15 protein-coding genes are annotated in these 16,783 nt (G+C 60.0%); all 15 read right to left on the minus strand.

What is annotated here, in order from left to right:
• Nucleotides 1-268 precede the first annotated feature (268 nt).
• The 15 genes from GY33_RS0100575 to GY33_RS0100635 all read right to left on the minus strand — a co-directional run bounded on the left by GY33_RS0100575 (nt 269) and on the right by GY33_RS0100635 (nt 16,773).
• Nucleotides 269-1,318, minus strand: a complete 1,050-nt coding sequence (locus tag GY33_RS0100575) for an AbrB family transcriptional regulator (protein WP_031385469.1) — start codon at nt 1,316-1,318, stop codon at nt 269-271.
• Between the two features lie 2 nt (nt 1,319-1,320).
• Complete coding sequence (locus GY33_RS0100580) at nt 1,321-2,154, minus strand: GNAT family N-acetyltransferase (RefSeq protein ID WP_051822146.1); 834 nt, start codon at nt 2,152-2,154, stop codon at nt 1,321-1,323.
• A 211-nt stretch (nt 2,155-2,365) separates the two neighbouring features.
• A complete protein-coding gene (locus GY33_RS0100585; RefSeq protein WP_031385471.1) occupies nt 2,366-4,330 on the minus strand; it encodes a SpoIIE family protein phosphatase in 1,965 nt (654 codons plus the stop codon).
• On the minus strand, nt 4,305-5,411 hold the full coding sequence (locus tag GY33_RS0100590) for an ABC transporter substrate-binding protein (protein WP_051822147.1): 1,107 nt from the start codon (nt 5,409-5,411) through the stop codon (nt 4,305-4,307). The genes GY33_RS0100585 and GY33_RS0100590 overlap by 26 nt, the downstream gene beginning before the upstream one ends.
• Nucleotides 5,412-5,954: 543 nt before the next feature.
• Nucleotides 5,955-6,425, minus strand: coding sequence for a YybH family protein (locus GY33_RS0100595; protein ID WP_031385473.1), 471 nt, complete (start codon nt 6,423-6,425; stop codon nt 5,955-5,957).
• Between the two features lie 107 nt (nt 6,426-6,532).
• On the minus strand, nt 6,533-8,548 hold the full coding sequence (locus GY33_RS0100600; RefSeq protein ID WP_035270942.1) for an alkyl/aryl-sulfatase: 2,016 nt from the start codon (nt 8,546-8,548) through the stop codon (nt 6,533-6,535).
• Entirely contained in the window at nt 8,545-8,670 is a 126-nt protein-coding gene (locus GY33_RS21755) for a hypothetical protein (RefSeq protein ID WP_268746616.1), read from the minus strand. Before GY33_RS21755 ends, GY33_RS0100600 begins: the two co-directional genes overlap by 4 nt.
• A 264-nt stretch (nt 8,671-8,934) precedes the next feature.
• Nucleotides 8,935-9,378 (minus strand): Lcl C-terminal domain-containing protein, encoded by a 444-nt coding sequence (locus GY33_RS0100605; RefSeq protein ID WP_031385475.1) that lies wholly within the window; start codon nt 9,376-9,378, stop codon nt 8,935-8,937.
• 375 nt (nt 9,379-9,753) lie between these two features.
• Nucleotides 9,754-11,172, minus strand: a complete 1,419-nt coding sequence (locus GY33_RS0100610; protein WP_031385476.1) for a carbon starvation CstA family protein — start codon at nt 11,170-11,172, stop codon at nt 9,754-9,756.
• A complete protein-coding gene (locus tag GY33_RS20790) occupies nt 11,169-11,384 on the minus strand; it encodes a hypothetical protein (RefSeq protein ID WP_152555010.1) in 216 nt (71 codons plus the stop codon). The genes GY33_RS0100610 and GY33_RS20790 overlap by 4 nt, the downstream gene beginning before the upstream one ends.
• 34 nt (nt 11,385-11,418) lie before the next feature.
• On the minus strand, nt 11,419-11,724 hold the full coding sequence (locus tag GY33_RS20795) for a hypothetical protein (RefSeq protein WP_152555011.1): 306 nt from the start codon (nt 11,722-11,724) through the stop codon (nt 11,419-11,421).
• A 611-nt stretch (nt 11,725-12,335) separates the two neighbouring features.
• Nucleotides 12,336-12,995 (minus strand): CatA-like O-acetyltransferase, encoded by a 660-nt coding sequence (locus tag GY33_RS0100620; protein ID WP_031385478.1) that lies wholly within the window; start codon nt 12,993-12,995, stop codon nt 12,336-12,338.
• A 144-nt stretch (nt 12,996-13,139) separates the two neighbouring features.
• Nucleotides 13,140-14,330 carry an ABC transporter permease gene (locus GY33_RS0100625; RefSeq protein ID WP_031385479.1) on the minus strand — a complete coding sequence of 397 codons (1,191 nt, stop codon included), beginning with the start codon at nt 14,328-14,330 and terminating at the stop codon, nt 13,140-13,142.
• Entirely contained in the window at nt 14,327-15,025 is a 699-nt protein-coding gene (locus GY33_RS0100630) for an ABC transporter ATP-binding protein (RefSeq protein ID WP_031385480.1), read from the minus strand. The genes GY33_RS0100625 and GY33_RS0100630 overlap by 4 nt, the downstream gene beginning before the upstream one ends.
• Nucleotides 15,026-15,027: 2 nt before the next feature.
• Nucleotides 15,028-16,773, minus strand: coding sequence for a PAS domain S-box protein (locus GY33_RS0100635; protein ID WP_031385481.1), 1,746 nt, complete (start codon nt 16,771-16,773; stop codon nt 15,028-15,030).
• Nucleotides 16,774-16,783 lie beyond the last annotated feature (10 nt).

The raw sequence follows: 16,783 nt of genomic DNA on the forward strand, positions 1-16,783 counted from the left end.
CAAAAAATGGAGGACGCGGGCCGAAACAACGACCTTGACGAGCTTCGAAGCCTGCTTCCACGGTTGGAGCGGGACTTCGCTGCGGTGCGCGATCTGGTGGCGCGCTCGTCCCCCTAACTGAGTGTTGAAAACGTCCTAATTCGACAGTCCGTTCAAAAACCCCAAGTGCAAGAAGCAAAACAAGCTCAAGGTCGAAGCGTATTTATTCATACGTGAGAGCTTGAACTTTTCGCGGCGACGCAGCAATTGGGAGTTTTTCAAGGGGCTGTCAGCTGACCCGGCAAATAAGCCGGGCAATCAGCGGGCCGGTGAGCACCACGGCGAACAGACGCAGGGTTTGCAGGGAGAGCACGAAGGCCACGTCGCAGCCGCTGTCCGCGGCGATGATCGCCACGATGTCCAGGCCGCCGGGGCTGGTGGCCAGGTAGGCGCTCAGCGGGTCCACGCCGGCCCAGATGGTCAGGGTCCAGGCAGCGACGCCGCACAGGGCCATCAAAACGACGATGGCCAGCAGGATCTGGGGCAGGGCCCGCAGGGCGTAGCCCAGGGTCTGGGGCGTGAAGCGCAGGCCGATGTACCAGCCCAGGCCTGCGTAGGCGCTCCAGAGCAGCCATGGCGGCAGGGTGATGTGCATCAGCCCCAGGGAGTTGAGCACGGCTCCGGCCGCCATGGGCAGCAGCAGCGCTCCGCCCGGGATGCGCGTCAAACGACCGAGGACCACCCCCGCGGCCACCAGGGCCAGAGTCTGCGCCAGGGGAACCAGGGGCGCGTCAAAGCCCGGCGACCAGCCCGGCGCGGGAAGGTCGGCGGCCAGACCGCCCAGCAGCAGGTGCGCGACGGACGATGCCGTGAGCGCCACCACGAAGATCCGCAGGTACTGCATGAAGGCCACCATGCGGATGTCCGCGCCGAAGGATTCGGCCATGGCCGTCATGGCCGCGGCCCCGCCCGGCGACGTGCCCCAGGCCGCGGTGGTTCCCGGCAAAGTGCCGAAGCGCATCAACCCAAGCCCCACCACGGCCCCGAACACGATGACCTGAAAAATGGCCAGCAAAATTGCCGGCCAGTTGAGAGCCAGGGCGGCCAGCACGGCCGGGGTCATGCTCATCGCCACCATGCACCCCACCACGGACTGGGCCCCGGCAAAGGCCCAGCGGGGAACCGTCAGACCCGCCCCGCCCAAGGCGAAGACCACCCCGGCCAGAAGCGGGCCGAGCAAGGTGGCCGCTGGAAACGACGCCCACTGCAACCCCACGGCCAAGACGGCGGAGGCAGGGAGCAGCGCTGCCCACAGGCCGAGATTCTTGACGCGGGGCATAGTTAGTTCGCGCCCGACTCCTGTTCAGGCGACCACAGATACTGACTCATGGTGCAGTATTCCTGGAATCCCAGTTGCCGATAGACGTTGAGCCCCATCGTGGATGTATGAAGAATCCCGACCCGGTATCCCGCGGCCAGGGCGTCGCGCAAAAGGGCCAGGGTGATCAGCGTGCCAATGCCTTGCCGTCGCGCTTGCGGGACAGTGACGACATTGTATACGCTGGCCACGCCTGCCCCCAAATACACCGAGCCCGCGGCCACGGGTTCGCCGTGCAGCCGACCGAGATAGTGGTGGAGCGGCAGTTGTTCTTGAAAGCTGATCCGCTCGAAGAGATCCATCAGGGCTTCCACCGCGAAATCAGGCATGCCGAAGCCCACGGAAAACGGGTGACGCCACTGGTTCAGTGCTTCAGCATTGTTGACTTTCTCAAGAGTAAAGCCCGGCGGGACCGGAATGTCCGATTGCAGGAGCCGCAAGTCCATCGCCATGCCGGGCACGTCTTCCTGGCGCTGGAAACCATGGGCTTCAAGAAACACCCCTAGATCAGCGGGTCGCGTGGCCGGTCCGGTCCACCACAGCATGGGCACGTTCCTGGCCTTGCCACGGGCTATGGCTGCTTCAATAGCGCCGTCCACGGCTTCGGGAGCCAGATTCGCACGGAGGATGCTGTTGCATACCGGAAAAGGGACATTGGTCAACGACCATAGCAGGTCGGGGCCATCATGCACTTCAGCCTGGGGCAACAGGCCGAACAGCGGCAGAAAATCAAACAGGTTCTTCTCAATGCCGTTCACGAGGGCGGGTGGGGATACGTCTTGCAAAGTGTCACTCATCTTGTTTTCCTCTCAACTTGGCCTGTTTTAAAATGTTCTCGACATAGGGTGCGATACTCGGTCAAGGAAAATTTCAAAGACTTGTGGTATTGCCGAGGCGACCAAATGATGAAGACATGCCCCCTGTCTGAGAATCCGCGACCCATCCATTGTCCAATCCAGCAGGTCATCTTCCAGGCTTGTCCTCAATCGTCAAAGCCCTGCCAGCCCGTCAGGAAGCTTGCCCGGACGGGCCCCGGTACAGGACCGCCAGCAGGGTGATGTCGTCGGACTGAGGGGCGGTGCCGGAGAAGACGCGGACGGTTTCCAGGAGCTCGCCCACCAGTTCCTTGGGAGGCTTCCCGCTTCTGGCACTGGTTTCCTGGAGCAGGCGGTCGTCGGAATAGAGTTCCTGGTCCGGATTAAAGGCCTCGGTCACCCCGTCGGTGTAGGCCAGCAGGACGTCACCGGGCTGGAGTCGGACTTCCCGGGTCTGGAACGGCATGTCTTCCATGCCGCCCAGGACGAGTCCCGGAGGCAGGTCCAGCCACTGGGGCGGCTGGCCGGAGGTCAGCAGAATCGGCCGGTTGTGACCGGCATTGGAGTAGCGCATCAGGCCGGTGCGCAGATTCAGGACCGCGCAGAACAGGGTGACGAACATGCCCGCGTCGTTGCCCAGGCACAGCTCGTTGTTCACCCGGGCCAGAACCTTGGAGGGATCGGGCTCCTGTTCGGCGATGCCTTTCATCAACGTTTTGGTCACGGCCATGAACAGGGCCGCGGGCACGCCCTTGTCCGAGACGTCGCCCACGGAGAAGAACAGGTGGTCCTCGTCCAAAAGGAAGAAGTCATAAAGATCCCCGCCCACATGCTTGGCCGAATCCAGGATCGCGTAGAGATCCATCTCGTGACGGTCCGGGAACGGCGGAAACTGCTTGGGCAGGAAGTTCATCTGGATGTTGCGAGCGATTTTCAGCTCGCTCTCGATGCGCTCCTGGGCCTTGGTGGTTTCGGTCAGGTTGGTGATGTACTCCTTGAGCGCCACGCGCATGGCGTCCACGGAGCCGGAAAGCTGACCCACCTCGTCGTTGACCCGGGCCTTGGGCAGGGCCACGTCCAGATTGCCCTTGGCGATTTCCCTGGTGGCCCCGACCAGGGTGCGCAGGGGCTTGGTGATGCTCCGGGAAATGGCCGCCACCACCAGCAGGAGGATGGAAAACCCCGCCGCGCCGATAAGCAGCACGATATGGTTCAGGGAAAGTATGTCCGCGTACAGCTCGTCCCTGGGAATCATCACCCCCACGGACCAGCCGCTGGACGGCACCGGCGCGAAATACAGCAGTGAGACCCGGCCCGTGTGTACGCTGGTGAAATCCGCGAATCCCTCCCGGCCCCGGATCATCTCCCGCCCGATCAGGCGCAGCTCGGGCAGGTTCATTTCCTCGGCCACGCTGAACACGCTCTGACGCATGATCCGGTGCTGGTCCGGGTGGGCCACGAACTTGCCGTTGCGGCTGATCAGAAAGGCGTAGCCGGTTTCGTACAAGGAGACGGAGGAGATTCGTTCCACCAGGGCTTCCAGGGAGACGTCCGCGGTGACCACGCCGCGAAACTCGCGGCCGGCATCGGTTTGCCGATAAAACGGAGCCGAGAAGGTGGACATCAGGACGTTGCCCCCGCCTTCGTCGAAATAGGGTTCGCTCCAAACCGGTCGATCCAGATGTCGGGGGATGCTGTACCAGTCCCAATCGAAGTACTGGTAGGACTCCCCGCCCAGGCTGGTGTAGATCAGCTCTCCGGTCTCGTCTCGAAACACATAGGGGGCGTAATAGCGCTCGTCAGGATCCATGGCATGGGGCTCAAAGGCCGCCGTGGTCCCGAAGATATCCGGATTGGCCTCAATGGCGTCCCGGAGCATGGCCAGCAGCTCGATTTCCGTGGGCTGCCCGTATTCCAGGTGCAGGGCCAGGAAGCGGGGCATGCGCTCCACCCCGCTGAGCGTGGTTTCCAGTTGATGCACCAGGGAGCGGGTCAGATTGGCGGCGTTTTCCTGGACGTTCTTCAGCACCAGTTGCTTGGAATAATGGTAGTTGTAGCCAAAGGCGACCAGAAAAATCAGGGTCGTGCTGGTCAGGATGAACAGGGCCAGGCGAAAGGACAGGCGCTGTTTTCTACTCGGCGGAGAAACGCGGGTCATAAAAACTCCTGAAGGGCGCGATGTGCGTGATTACACCGGTCTCGAACAGCTCGGTCGCCACCAGCTCGTAATCCTGCTCTTCCAGCCGGCCCAGGGGGATGTTCCCGCCCTCGGGCAGGATGATGTCCCGCATCCGGGCCAGCATCCAGCGCTGATGAACCCGGTTGGTGGGCAGATTGGCCTCCTGGACGCGGAGCATGACCGCGTCCAGAGCCTCTTCCGGATGGTCGAAGGCGTACAGCCAGCCTTCAAGGGAGGCTCGCACGAAATCCCGGACCAGGTCCGGATCGTCGCGCACCAGGCTCTCCAGGCAGTACAGCCCGTCTTCCGGAAAATTGGCCCCGTAGTCGGCCAGAAAGAACACGCTCAGCTCGTTTTCATTGATCCCGGCATGGATGAGGGTGTTGTATTCGTTGTACCACATGGCCGAGGCCGCATCCACGCCGCCCATCAGGAACAAATTCAGGGTGTAGCCCTGGGGGATGACGGTCACGTTCATGTGGTAGCGCCGGAAAAAAGCCAGGGGCTGGGCCTGGAACTCCGGCCAGACCGAGACGCGTTTACCGTCCAGATCAATGGGCGAAAGGATACCGCTGCTCTTCTTGGCCACCAACATCAGGGCGGAGCGCTGGACGATCTGCCCGATGTTGACCGCCGGTACGCCCCTGGAACGCAACTCCAGCCCCCCGGACAGGAACATGGAAGCGAACTCGGCCCGGCCCTGGGCCAGGGCCGGGCCGGCCGGATTGTCCGGACCGCCGCGCAACAGCTCCACCTCCAGCCCCCGGCGAGCGTAAAAACCCTTGTCCTTGGCCACGTAGTACCCGGCGAACTGGGCCTGGGGCGACCAGTGGGGGATGAACCGGACAAGGCGCGAAGCCCTCTCTTCAGCCCTTACCGCCTCCGGCACGGTTGCGCACAACAGGCAGCACAGCAGTGCCGCGAAAGCCCGGAAGGACAACGAGGAAAGGACCGAGAAGATTGGGACGGCGGTTTGATGAAAGTGCCGAGAATCCCTCCGGGCAAAGTCGCTTCGGTTCGGGGCGTGGGTACGGATTGCAAGGCATGAGAAAACGTTCATGGCGGTTTTTCCGGGTATGGTTCAGGCGGGAACTGAATGAAAAAGCATCATTGGCAAGTCAGCTGCCTAAAACGTATTAACTCTCCAGCGAAAGTTTAAGAGCAATCACGGACATTGAAGTTGAATCAGGAGACATTCTGGTATCTTGGTGGTAACATTTCTCGACCTTGATTACTCTGTACAGTTTCCAGGGAAGGCCGTGTGGCATTTTGATTCATCTCCCTGAAAGGGAGAAATCGTATAGCCGGTGGTTTCAACCACCGGATTGGGGGGGATTAATTTGGCTAGTCCTGAAGGGACGACATTTTTTTCTATTATTTCAGCATGAAATATCGTCCCTTCAGGACTCGCACCCTGTAATTATCATCTCCCGGTGGTTGAAACCACCGGCTATACGATTAAATCCCTTCAGGATTGCTGAAATCTCGGTAAATCCTAGTTAAAGAATACCATTTCCGTAGTTCCAGAATAAAAAAGAATGAACATGCCGAAGCTTCCTCGGACGGAGAAAACAAAAGTTTCGCTGTAGTATTAAGCCAACAGCTACTCGTCAGCAACCTCATTCCAGATGTCATACGCCACTTTCCATGCGCCGTCCGGCTGCTTTCGCAAAATCCACAGGTAGTTGCCCGCGTAGGTCTGCTCTTCCCGGTTCAGGCGGTCGGCGTCGAGCCTGGAAAAGGTCGAGTGCAGCACGGCCCAGTCGCCCATCAACTGGATCGCGCCCGGATGCAGGGTGATGACCGTTCTCTTGTCCGTGAAACGATTGACGTAAAAGGCCTTGATGGCCTCTCTCCCGAGAATGGCTACCTGGCCGGGCGGCGCCCAGACAGCGTCTTTGTCCAACAGATCCGCCACGGCCAAGGCGTCGGACGCCATGGAGGCGGCGTTGAAGTTCATCCGGACCGTGTCGATGGCCTCCAAGTTGTCCATCGCGACAGACTGCGTGCTCAAGCCCAGCAAAAGAAATACGGCCATAACCGAGGTTGTAATCGGTTTTTTAAGCCACAGCATGATCGTTCTCCTTATGATGGTTGTGAGAGGGAGTTTGTTAAGGAAATCATCAACCGACCCACCAGGCCGACCTGCCTGAGTGTTGAAAAAGTCCTTATCCACAGTCCTCATCCACAGTCTTCATCCCGGGGCGTGACGATGGGGAACAACGGGGCAAAGGTGTCCAGCAGGGACATGAATTCGGCAAAGGCCTCGGGGCGTCCGGTAAAGACGAGCAAGCCGCGGTCCTTGGCTTGTTCCATGGTCATCAGGCCCAGCATGATGGCGGCCAGGGTGGACTTGTTCAGCGTCAGCCCGACGTCGGGAGCGCCCAGGGGTTGGCCGTAGTTGAGGACCGCGTTGTTCACGGTCAGCCCGAAGGCAGCCTGGCTTCCCGGAGCCATGTCGGTGAAGGTGATGTTCAGGCCGATGGTCTTGCCCATGGCTTGTTGCCCGTTGAGCCGCACGGCCAGGTAGTCGAAAAGCATATTTGGCGTCATGGCCCGGAGTACGTCCGGGCTTCTTGTGGCGCTGCCGCCGGGAATGTTCGGAATGCCGTCGCGCAGCTCCAGGGCGGCTTGCAGGTACACGGAGCGCCAGGGACCGGATTCAGCCTGGTAGCCCATCTGCTCAAAGGCGTCGGCCTGCAGCTCCCTGGCCTCCTGGTTGTCCGGGTTGGCGAAGACGACGTGCTTCAGAACCTCGGCCACCCAGCGGTATTCCCCCCGCGCGAAGTCGGCCCGGGCCCGCTGCACAGTAGCCGCCTCGCCCCCCATGTACTCGACGTATTTGCGAGCCGCCGGGACCGGCGGGAGGTTGTTCAGATTGGCCGGATTGCCGTCGTACCAGCCCATGTAGCGCTGATAAATGGCCCGGACATTGTGTCTGAGGGTTCCGTAATATCCACGGGTGGACCAGTTTTGTTCCAGCTCCGGGGGCAATTCCAGCATCTCGCCGATTTCCTCGCCCGTATAGCCCTTGTTCATCAGGTTGAGCGTCTGGTCGTGCATGTATTTGTAAACATCCCGGTGCTTCCTGAGCTTGTCCACGGCCCGGGCGTTGCCCCAGACCGGCCAGTGGTGACTTTGGAAGACAACCTCCATTTCCGAGCCGAATAGCTCAATGGCCTCGTTGAGATACCAGGCCCAGCCCAGGGCGTCCCGGACCTGCGCGCCGCGCAGGGTGAGGATGTTGTGCATGGTGGCGGTCACGTTTTCTGCCATCCACATGGCCTTCTGATCCGGAAACCACGTGTTCATTTCCACCGGGGCCTCGGTGTCCGGGGTCATTTGGAAGACCATGCGCACCCCGTCGATGACCAGCTCTTGGCCCGTTGTCCCGACGGAAATCGTGGGGGGGATCAGGCTTTGGGAACCTGTGGAGGTGGTCATCCCCAGTCCGGAACCCACCCCGCCCCGGACGTCGCGGGGCAGAAACGGCCCGAACATGTACATGGCCCGGCGGCTCATGGCGTTGCCGGCGATGACGTTCTCGCTGATCGCATGTTCCATGAACCCTTCCGGGGCCACGATGGGTATCCGCGCCGCGGTGGCCTCGTCCACGATGCCTCGCGCCCCGCCGTAGTGATCCACATGGGGGTGGCTGTAGATGATGCCGGTAATGGGGCGTTCTCCCAGATGGGTGGTAACCAGCTCCAACGCGGCGCGGGCCATCTCGGTGGTGATGAGCGGATCCATGACGATCCAGCCCGTGTCGCCCTGGATGAAGGTAATGTTGGAAATGTCGTAGCCCCGGACCTGGTAGATGCGATCCGTAACCTGGAACAGCCCGTAGAGCATGTTCAGTTGGGAGATGCGCCACAGGCTCGGATTGACGGTGTCTGGAGCTTCGGCTTCCAACGTGATGAACTGCTTGTAGCTTTCCAGATCCCAGACCAGTTTTCCGGTGGCGTCCCGGACGGTCAACGTCTCCGGGCGACCAATGAACCCGCGTTGAGCGTCCTCAAAGTCCTGGGTGTCGGCAAAAGGCAATTGTTGGTACACTGCGGCATTGGCCGCCCGTGTGGTCTCGGTGGCAGGCTTCGGAGGTGTGCGCCCAAAAACAGGGCCGGAGGCCTGGAGAGTGGCAATACCCACGGCCAAAACCAACAGGAGGCATTTCAAGAGCTTAATGCATAAAGTCATTTTGCACCAAACTTGTTGAAAGCTGATTGTTGAATCAAAACAGAATCTTGTAATTTATCTTTACGTCCAGAAAATATGTTTTCAGACTTTTTGCAGTGACCTCTTTCCAAAAAAGCTTGCATACGTTGCTCCTTTGATCAACGGTCAGGGACCATAAAAAGGCGGGAATCCGCCACTGTGTTTTTCGACCAGCTTTCTACAGCAAGACTGCATTAGATTGTCAAAACATATACAGCAAAACTGCAAAAAATAAATCAATTTCAAGCTATTAGCCTTTCAAGACCGACAAGCCACCGCGACTTGATTTCCCGGACAGAAAGCCTTGGCCGGGGAGGCATTCGGTTCAGCTTCCTAAGCACTTGGACAATTAAGAAAAAAAATTGCGATCACCGTACAGGCCAGACAGAAAAGTAATAGCTGCGTTTGGGCGCATGCAGGGTCAAACCGGAAGACGTAACAAAGGCAGCCTCGTCGTCACTGTCAGGGCTGATCGAACTGGACCAATAGACGGGCCGGACTTTTGAAAAAGGGCTTTCCGATTGAATGGCGGTTACCAGTTCTATAAGCTCTTGCATTGTGGGCAAACGCCAACCTCCAATGCCGCCCACGCTGGCTGAAGAGCAGGCCGTTTCCGCGTCGAACCAATTCATTTTTGGAAACTGGTCCGGATTTTTGACCCACACCAATCTCGTACGCGTATCCGTCACCGTACCGTTCCCATTGTCCAGGAACCTCTGGGCATGGGCTTCATCGGAGATGGCCAGTCCGGTCAGGCAGAGCAGGCAGGCCAGGGCCGCTGTTGTGAAAATCTTTCTCCACATTTTTTTCATGACGTTCCTCCGTGGTTGGATGTTGATGATGCTTTCCTACAAGCACGATCCATGCCACAATAAAAAACAAAAAAATCCGAGTATTACAAAATGCCAATCAATACAAGACTCATTGTTTGCGTCCACTCCGTTGGCACTGCCAACGATACTGGCGGATCGACTGGCGCGGTCTGTTTTGCACCGACCAGGGCACTCAGGCCGCTGCTGAACATGGTCTGGACCTCGGCGGTGAACGGGGACATGACGGTCAGCAGGGCTGCACCGCAGAGACGACCGGGAGAACTCGCTATCGAGGTGCTCCTTTTCGTCATCGCGGAACGGAGTCCCGACGGGAGTCGGCCCGGTCTTGTTGAGCCATGAAGCTTCGCTGCCGTGCTACCCACGGTTCCCCTGCCGTCGGGGCTGCCGGGGCCGGCGCAGCAACGCAACCAGGGTCAGGAACGCCGCCACCAGGCCGGCCAGGTTGGAAAGGCCCGGCGGCAAATGAAAGCCTATGGGGGCCTGCAGGATGAAGGAAACGGTTACCGCGGTCATGAACAGGGCCGGAAGCGTGGCGATCCAATGGCATTTGGCCTGCTGTCGCAGAAAAATGGCCGCGGACCAGAGCACCAGCATGGCCAGGGTCTGGTTGCTCCAGCCGAAATAGCGCCAGATGATCAGGAAGTCCTGGGTGGAGACAAGAAAGGCCGCGATAAACAGCGGAACGGCCAAAGCCAACCTTTTTACAGTCCGGGTCTGGCTGAGGCTGAGCGTTTCCGCGATGATCAGGCGGCAGGACCGAAAGGCCGTGTCCCCGGAGGTGACCGGCAGGACGATCACGCCCAGGATGGCCAGGAACCCGCCCACCGGACCGAGCAAGGTGCGGCAGACCTGTTCCACCACCAGGGAGGGCGTGCCGCTTTGAATGACCTGAAAGAGGGCCTCTGGCCCGTAAAACAGCGTCATTCCAGCCGCGGCCCAGACCAGGGCGATGATCCCCTCGGCGATCATCGCTCCGTAGAACACCAGCCGCCCGCTGGATTCATTACGGATGCAGCGGGCCATCAGCGGTGATTGGGTGGAATGAAACCCGCTGATGGCCCCGCAGGACAGGGTGATGAAGAGCAGCGGCCAGATGGGCAGGCCTTGCGGATGCGTGTTCACGGTAATGTCCAGATTCGGCAGAACCGGAGCCTCGCCCAGGGCCATACCAATGAGCACGCCGAGGGTCATGAACAGCAAGAGCGCGCCGAAAAAGGGGTACAAACGGCCGATGATCTTGTCGATGGGCAGGATGGTGGCCAGGAAATAATACCCGAAGATGCAGGCCACCAGGAACTGAACGTTCAGGCCGGTCAGACTGCCCAGAAGCTGGGCCGGACTGAGGACGAAGACCACGCCCACCAGCAACAGCAGCAACAGGGAAAAGAAACGCATCACCCAGCGGGCGCGGTGTCCCAGGAACAACCCCACCACCTCTGGAATGGACGCCCCCTTGTTGCGCACCGAAAGCATCCCGCTGAGATAATCATGCACCGCGCCCGCGAAAATCGCGCCCACGACGATCCAGACCAGGGCTATGGGCCCGTAAAGCGCGCCCAGGATCGGCCCGAAGATCGGCCCGATCCCGGCGATGTCCAGGAGTTGGATGAAAAAGACCTTCCAGGTGGGCATGGAGGCGTAGTCCACGCCGTCGGCCATGGTGGAACAGGGGGTCGGACGGCTGGAGTCCGGACCGAAAACACGCTCCACCACCTTTCCGTAGGTGAAGTAGCCCAGGACAAGCAGGCCGATGCACAAAAGCAGGGTTGTCATTTCAATCGTCTCTTCTCGTATCTATAGTCCAATACACGCCATCCAGAGAAGCATGAGTAGGGGCTGCCATCAATGGCATACTCCACCGGGTGAGCATTGGTCATAACAGCCTCCAATGGAAGGAGCGGCGCATGTGAGGTCATTGTCAAACCAAGACCTGGCTTCGCTGAAATTGGCACCGTCCAGCTTTCCGCTTCGCTTCGCTTGCGCATGACGTTTCTCCTTCCTGTTGCTCCATTTTTCCAATCATGGGCAAACATGCTCACCTTTTGCGCCGCTGCCGCAGTCCTTGGTTTTATAGATGCAGTTATTCCTGCACATATTATCATTTTTGCAAGCATTTATGCATTCAATGAATTGCAATCGACAGCGCAATATTACAGGCTCAAAAGCCTTTTCACAGCATTGTTTGCAAACTGCATCATCAAGTTCGACGCAGCCTTCCATGCATCTGTTGAAAGCCCGCTCCAGTGCTGTTGATGCTGCGGATGACACGACTGGAATACACAAAATGATGGCACAAACAACAAGATTTATCATTTTCTTTCGCATCACTATCTCCTTTTTTTGACAAATATGACATCTTACGAGTTCAGCTCAAAAGAACCTCACTGTCCGGCGCGGACGGGGATGTTTTTCCTTCGTATGGTTGATGGCAAGAGCCTACTCGTGGCAATCGAGACCACAAAGTGGGGGCAGCAGTGGATGCAATCGATTTAGGTGCCGTGGATGGCGGCATGAAGGTTGGGTGCTGCCATGACCAACAGGGCCGGCCGGTCCCAGGGTCTGGGACGCGGTCAGGAACAGTTTTCTCATTTTCAATCTCCTCTGCAAATTAAAGGTGCGAAGGATGTCGTTGCATCCCCAGGCGGCGTATCGTGCGCCAACTACACTCTCTTTACACGAAGGATGCCAAACACGAAAACCTGTTAAATCAATATGGTGAAAAAAAACGCCAAGCCCCTTGACAACCATGTTCGCGCCAACATCGGTGGCGATGCCCACATTATTGGGAGGAGGGGGCGACGGCTCGGTCCATATCATGAAGACCAGCACGAATACGGGGAATCTGTTGGGCTGGATTTATGGCGACATGCCGGAGGTGTGCTGGCAGGCGACGTGGGCGTGATACGTGAGCTTTGGCGTATGGCGTCCAAGCCGATTTAGTCGGCTGACGGCTCTGGGGAAAAACCTGATTCAGGGACTGAACAAAAGGCCTGGAGCTTGCTGATAAAATCCGAGACATGCAGGCCATCCGCCAAGCCATGGTGAATTTGAACGTTCAAGGACATGGCATGTCCATGACCGCGGTTCATGAAACGGCCCCAGACAATGCGCGGAAACGAGTCCGCCGGTTTGAGGGGCACGGGATTGATGAGGGATGTGAAATGGAGCCAAGGCAGGCAACTGATGTAGATCAGATCCGCATTGTCGGGATCAAGCCCCCCCTGCTTTACGCCGCGCTGCGCATCTTCCTTAATGGGTGTGTTGATCTCCAGAAAACGCATTATCTCATCCACATGGCGTCCACGGCAAAAATTGAGCTTGCCGTCCGTGGTCTGCACCGTGAAGGACGGATGAACCACGTCAAAAAGCAGAACCTCATCACCCACGACTCGCACCCGAAGTTCTTCGACGGCGTTGAGTGCCTTGGAAACCAGAAAAATCATTCCAAGATAGCTCGGAATGTTCTGAGCTTTCATGTATTCCAGGCAGGCCCCCACCTCGACCTCCACGGTCAGCGCGAAATAGGGGAATTCCATCCGGCTGAAGTAGTAAAATATATCCGCCCTTGCCCACGAGGCCAATTCAATCTTGCGCATTGTCCGCCTTTATCCCGACATTCCTGTTTGTCACCCTACTGCGTGTATATCTATCTCGTCGCCAAGCAATCCCCGTCTTTTGAACACGTCGGTGGCCATTTGAACATGGAGGCCTGATCCGGCTCCGTCGCCGTATCAGGATCTTCACTCCGCCCGCAGGGCCTGGATGGGGTTCAGGGCCGCGGCCTGGCGAGCCGGGTAGTAGCCGAAGAAGATGCCCACGGCCGCGGAGACGCCGACGCCCAGGAGCAGAGCTCCGTGGACCAGCTCGAACTGCCATTCGGAGTAATGGGCGATGCCGTAGGACGCACCCACGCCGATAATGATGCCCAGGATTCCGCCCACCAGGGAGAGCAGCACGGACTCGATCAGGAACTGCCACTGGATGTCCCGCTTCTGCGCGCCCAAGGCCCGGCGGATGCCGATCTCCCGGCGGCGCTCGCTGACCGAGACGAGCATGACGTTCATCACCCCCACTCCGCCCACGACCAGGGAGATGCTGCCAATGGCACCCAAAAGCAGGGTGAACATCCGGGACTGGCGCTCCATGTGCTCGATGATCTGTTCCGGGCTGGTCACCCGAATCTGTTTGGGCCGAGGCTGTTCGGAAAAGTGGGCCCGGGCTTCGGCCGTGGCTTGGCCGGCGGTGACTCCCGGCTCCAGCCGGGCCATGATCGTGCGGATGGTGTTTTGCGGCGAGACGCGCAGGACCGTGGTGATGGGCAGCATCAGCCCCTCGCCGGCCTCGTAGGGCCGCATGGCGCCCATGGCCGCGGGACGCAGAATCCCGGCCACGGTCAGTTTGCGGTTGTCGAAATAGACGTGCTCCCCGATACCCAGGATCATGCCCTGCCCTTGCAGCCGTTTAGCCAGATTGCCGCCGAGCACGGCATGGGACATGAGCACGTCCAGGTCCGAGATGAACCGGCCCTGCTCCATCTCCAGCTTGTTCAGATCAAAAAAGGATTCGGTCACGCCCAGCAGCGGGATGGAAACCCGCTGACCCTCGCGACGCAGCTCGCCAAAGGCCGAGACGTACGGAGCCACGGTCCGGATCGTGGCCAACCGCTCCGGCAATTCCAGCGCCTCCTCCAGGGTAAAGCCGACCGGGCTGCTGCTCCGCTCTCCCCGGCCCTGCTCCATCTGGATGGAGATGATGTCCGTGCCCATTTCCATGAACTGACGCAGGGTTTCGCGCTGGGCCAGAGCCCCGGTGGAGACCAGGGCGATCACCGAGCCGATGCCGATGACGATGCCCAGTAGGGCCAGGATGGAGCGCTGCTTGGCGGCGATCAGGGACCGGGAGGCTTCCCGAAGATTGGCCTTGAGCATCATGGAGTGGTCCTCGCCTGAGCGCCGCTTTCCGCGATCACCCCGTCCTTCATTCGGACCACCCGTCGGCACTGGGCCGCGATGTGCGGGTCATGGGTGATCAGGATGGTGGTAATCTTCTGGGTGGCGTTGAGTTCCAGAAACAGGTTCATGATGTCCTGGCCCACCTGGGTGTCCAGGGCCCCGGTGGGTTCGTCGGCCAGGATGATGGACGGCGATCCGGCCAGGGCCCGGGCAATGGCCACCCGCTGCTGCTGGCCCCCGGACAGCTCCGTGGGCTTGTGTCCGGCCCGCTCGGCCATGCCCACCCGCTCCAGCATTTCCCGGGCGATCCGGCGTTGCTCCCGCTCGGCCATGCCCCGATAAATCAGAGGCAGGCAGACGTTTTCCAGGGCCGTGAGTCGGCCCAGCAGATTGAACTGCTGAAAGACGAAGCCGATTTTCCGGTTACGGATGGTGGACAGCTCCCGGTCAGACAAGGAAGAGGTTTCCCGGCCCTCCAGCAGGTAGCGGCCCGATGTCGGCTGGTCCAGGAACCCGATCACGTTCATCAGGGTGGACTTGCCGCACCCGGACGTGCCCATGATGGACAGCAACTCCCCGGCCCCCACCTCCAGATCCACCCCCTTGAGCACCTCCACCTGAACCGGCCCCAAGGTGAAGGACTTGCGAATATTCTCCAGCTTGAACAGGGACATGATTACCAATCCACCAATCGATCTTCCACTTGCAGGCCGGAGAGAATTTCCACGGCGCTGAGCGTGGTCATTCCGGTCTGGACTTCACGTTCCTCGATCTGGTCGTTGTCCAAAAGCACCCGGACCAAGGTCTGGCCGCGCTGGGCGCGGACGAGACGCAGGGGGAGGAGCAGGGCCGCGGGGTTGTCGTGGACCAGGACCTCCAGGTCCGCGCTCATGCCCACGCGGACCACCTCCTCGGCCTCCGGGATCAGTTCCGGGATGGTGATCTGGACGTCGAAGGTCGGGGCCTGGTGCCCGCTTCCGCCGGTGGCCTGGGCCGAGATGTGGGCCACCAGGCCGGACAAGGTCAGGCCGGGAAAGGCGTCGCCCCTGGCCGTGACCTTCTGGCCTACGGCGAGCTTGCCGATGTCCACCTCGTCCACCTTGGTCAGCACCCGCAGCCCGCTCAGATCGCCCAAGGCCAGCAGGGCGGTTCCGGTCGTGACCCGTGCTCCCCGGTCCAGGGAGGTCTTCTTGTCCTCCTCCACCGTAGGCCGAACCACCACTCCGGAGGCCGGTGCCAGCACCCGGGCCTGGGCCATCTGGCTTTCCAGTTCGGCAAGACGCATCTCCGCGTTGTCCAGTTCCATGCGGGCGATCATCACGTTGTCCGGATTGCCTTTGTCCCGGGTGGAGGCCATATCTTCCCGGCTGGCGATGAGGTCCGTGGTGGATGACTGAACCTGCTGTTTGGCGGTGTCCAACTCATTGGCCGGGATCAGTCCGCGGGAATAGAGCAACTCGCTTTCCTCCAACTTGCGGCGGTCGGTCTCCAGCTTGTTCTCGGCCCGCTCCACGCTGCGCCGGGCCCGAGCCATTTCCTGGCCGTTGTCCCAGTCGCGCAGTTCGGCGTATTTTTGCGCGGCCTTGATCCGGGAGCCCCGGGCCTCGCGCAGCTTGACCTCCAACTCGGATACGTCCAGCACCAGCAACAGATCGCCCTGGCGCACCCTCTGGCCGAAAATAAAATGGTTTTCCAGAATTCGGGCGTCAAAGGGCGCGGAGACCACGATCTCCTCCACCGGCTGGAGCCGACCGGACAGGGAAATGGTGGCCGTCAGGGGCTGGGTGCGCACCGTATGCACCTGCCGGGTCGGAGCGTCCGAGACCGGGCTTGGAGAGGTCAGGCCGGGCAGGGACTTGAGCGAGGAGAAGCCCTGAAAGTAAACGACTCCCAAGCCGACGAAAAAGAGAATCACGCCCAGGGTGGCCAGAATGCGCACAACTTGGGCCCGCTTCAAGGTCTGGGTCAGGCGGGCGTTGGATTCTTCCAGGTCGGTGTAGGCCCGGGCCAGCTTGCGGCTGTTTTCCCGCTCCTGCTCCTGCAGGGTCTTCAGGGCCGTGATGTCTGAAAAGACCAGGATCACGCCACGGGCCTGGTCGTCCTCTTCACCGCGCAGATAGGACGAGGTCAGGGAGAGGGTCGTTCGTGCCCCGCCGGGACGGATAAAATCCACGGTCTCCTGTCGGCCCACGGCCTTTTCAAAGACCGCATCCAGCACCACCTGGTTGAACTCGTCGTTGGCCTCGTCCATGCACAAAAAGACTTCGGCAAAGGTTCGGCCGCGCACCCGGTCCCGGTCCAGGCCCAGGATATCCGAGGCAGCCGGGTTGAACAGGGTGACCCGGCCTTGGAAATCCAGGGCCATCACCCCGTCGCGCATGTTTTCCAGGATATTTTGATGCAGATGGTCCGCTGGGTTCATGACGGATCCT

Origin of the sequence: Desulfonatronum thiodismutans, assembly GCF_000717475.1 — a bacterium.
Lineage (GTDB): Bacteria > Desulfobacterota > Desulfovibrionia > Desulfovibrionales > Desulfonatronaceae > Desulfonatronum > Desulfonatronum thiodismutans.

What these genes read in the sequence shown, in the direction of transcription:
- GY33_RS0100600 (WP_035270942.1), bottom strand. Translation starts at nt 8,548, where the DNA reads ATGACTTTATGCATTAAGCTCTTGAAATGCCTCCTGTTGGTTTTGGCC.
- GY33_RS20795 (WP_152555011.1), bottom strand. Translation starts at nt 11,724, where the DNA reads ATGCGAAAGAAAATGATAAATCTTGTTGTTTGTGCCATCATTTTGTGT.
- GY33_RS0100605 (WP_031385475.1), bottom strand. Translation starts at nt 9,378, where the DNA reads ATGAAAAAAATGTGGAGAAAGATTTTCACAACAGCGGCCCTGGCCTGC.
- GY33_RS0100585 (WP_031385471.1), bottom strand. Translation starts at nt 4,330, where the DNA reads ATGACCCGCGTTTCTCCGCCGAGTAGAAAACAGCGCCTGTCCTTTCGC.
- GY33_RS0100595 (WP_031385473.1), bottom strand. Translation starts at nt 6,425, where the DNA reads ATGCTGTGGCTTAAAAAACCGATTACAACCTCGGTTATGGCCGTATTT.
- GY33_RS0100575 (WP_031385469.1), bottom strand. Translation starts at nt 1,318, where the DNA reads ATGCCCCGCGTCAAGAATCTCGGCCTGTGGGCAGCGCTGCTCCCTGCC.
- GY33_RS0100610 (WP_031385476.1), bottom strand. Translation starts at nt 11,172, where the DNA reads ATGACAACCCTGCTTTTGTGCATCGGCCTGCTTGTCCTGGGCTACTTC.
- GY33_RS0100590 (WP_051822147.1), bottom strand. Translation starts at nt 5,411, where the DNA reads ATGAACGTTTTCTCATGCCTTGCAATCCGTACCCACGCCCCGAACCGA.
- GY33_RS0100625 (WP_031385479.1), bottom strand. Translation starts at nt 14,330, where the DNA reads ATGATGCTCAAGGCCAATCTTCGGGAAGCCTCCCGGTCCCTGATCGCC.
- GY33_RS0100580 (WP_051822146.1), bottom strand. Translation starts at nt 2,154, where the DNA reads ATGAGTGACACTTTGCAAGACGTATCCCCACCCGCCCTCGTGAACGGC.
- GY33_RS21755 (WP_268746616.1), bottom strand. Translation starts at nt 8,670, where the DNA reads ATGCAAGCTTTTTTGGAAAGAGGTCACTGCAAAAAGTCTGAAAACATA.
- GY33_RS0100630 (WP_031385480.1), bottom strand. Translation starts at nt 15,025, where the DNA reads ATGTCCCTGTTCAAGCTGGAGAATATTCGCAAGTCCTTCACCTTGGGG.
- GY33_RS20790 (WP_152555010.1), bottom strand. Translation starts at nt 11,384, where the DNA reads ATGCGCAAGCGAAGCGAAGCGGAAAGCTGGACGGTGCCAATTTCAGCG.
- GY33_RS0100620 (WP_031385478.1), bottom strand. Translation starts at nt 12,995, where the DNA reads ATGCGCAAGATTGAATTGGCCTCGTGGGCAAGGGCGGATATATTTTAC.
- GY33_RS0100635 (WP_031385481.1), bottom strand. Translation starts at nt 16,773, where the DNA reads ATGAACCCAGCGGACCATCTGCATCAAAATATCCTGGAAAACATGCGC.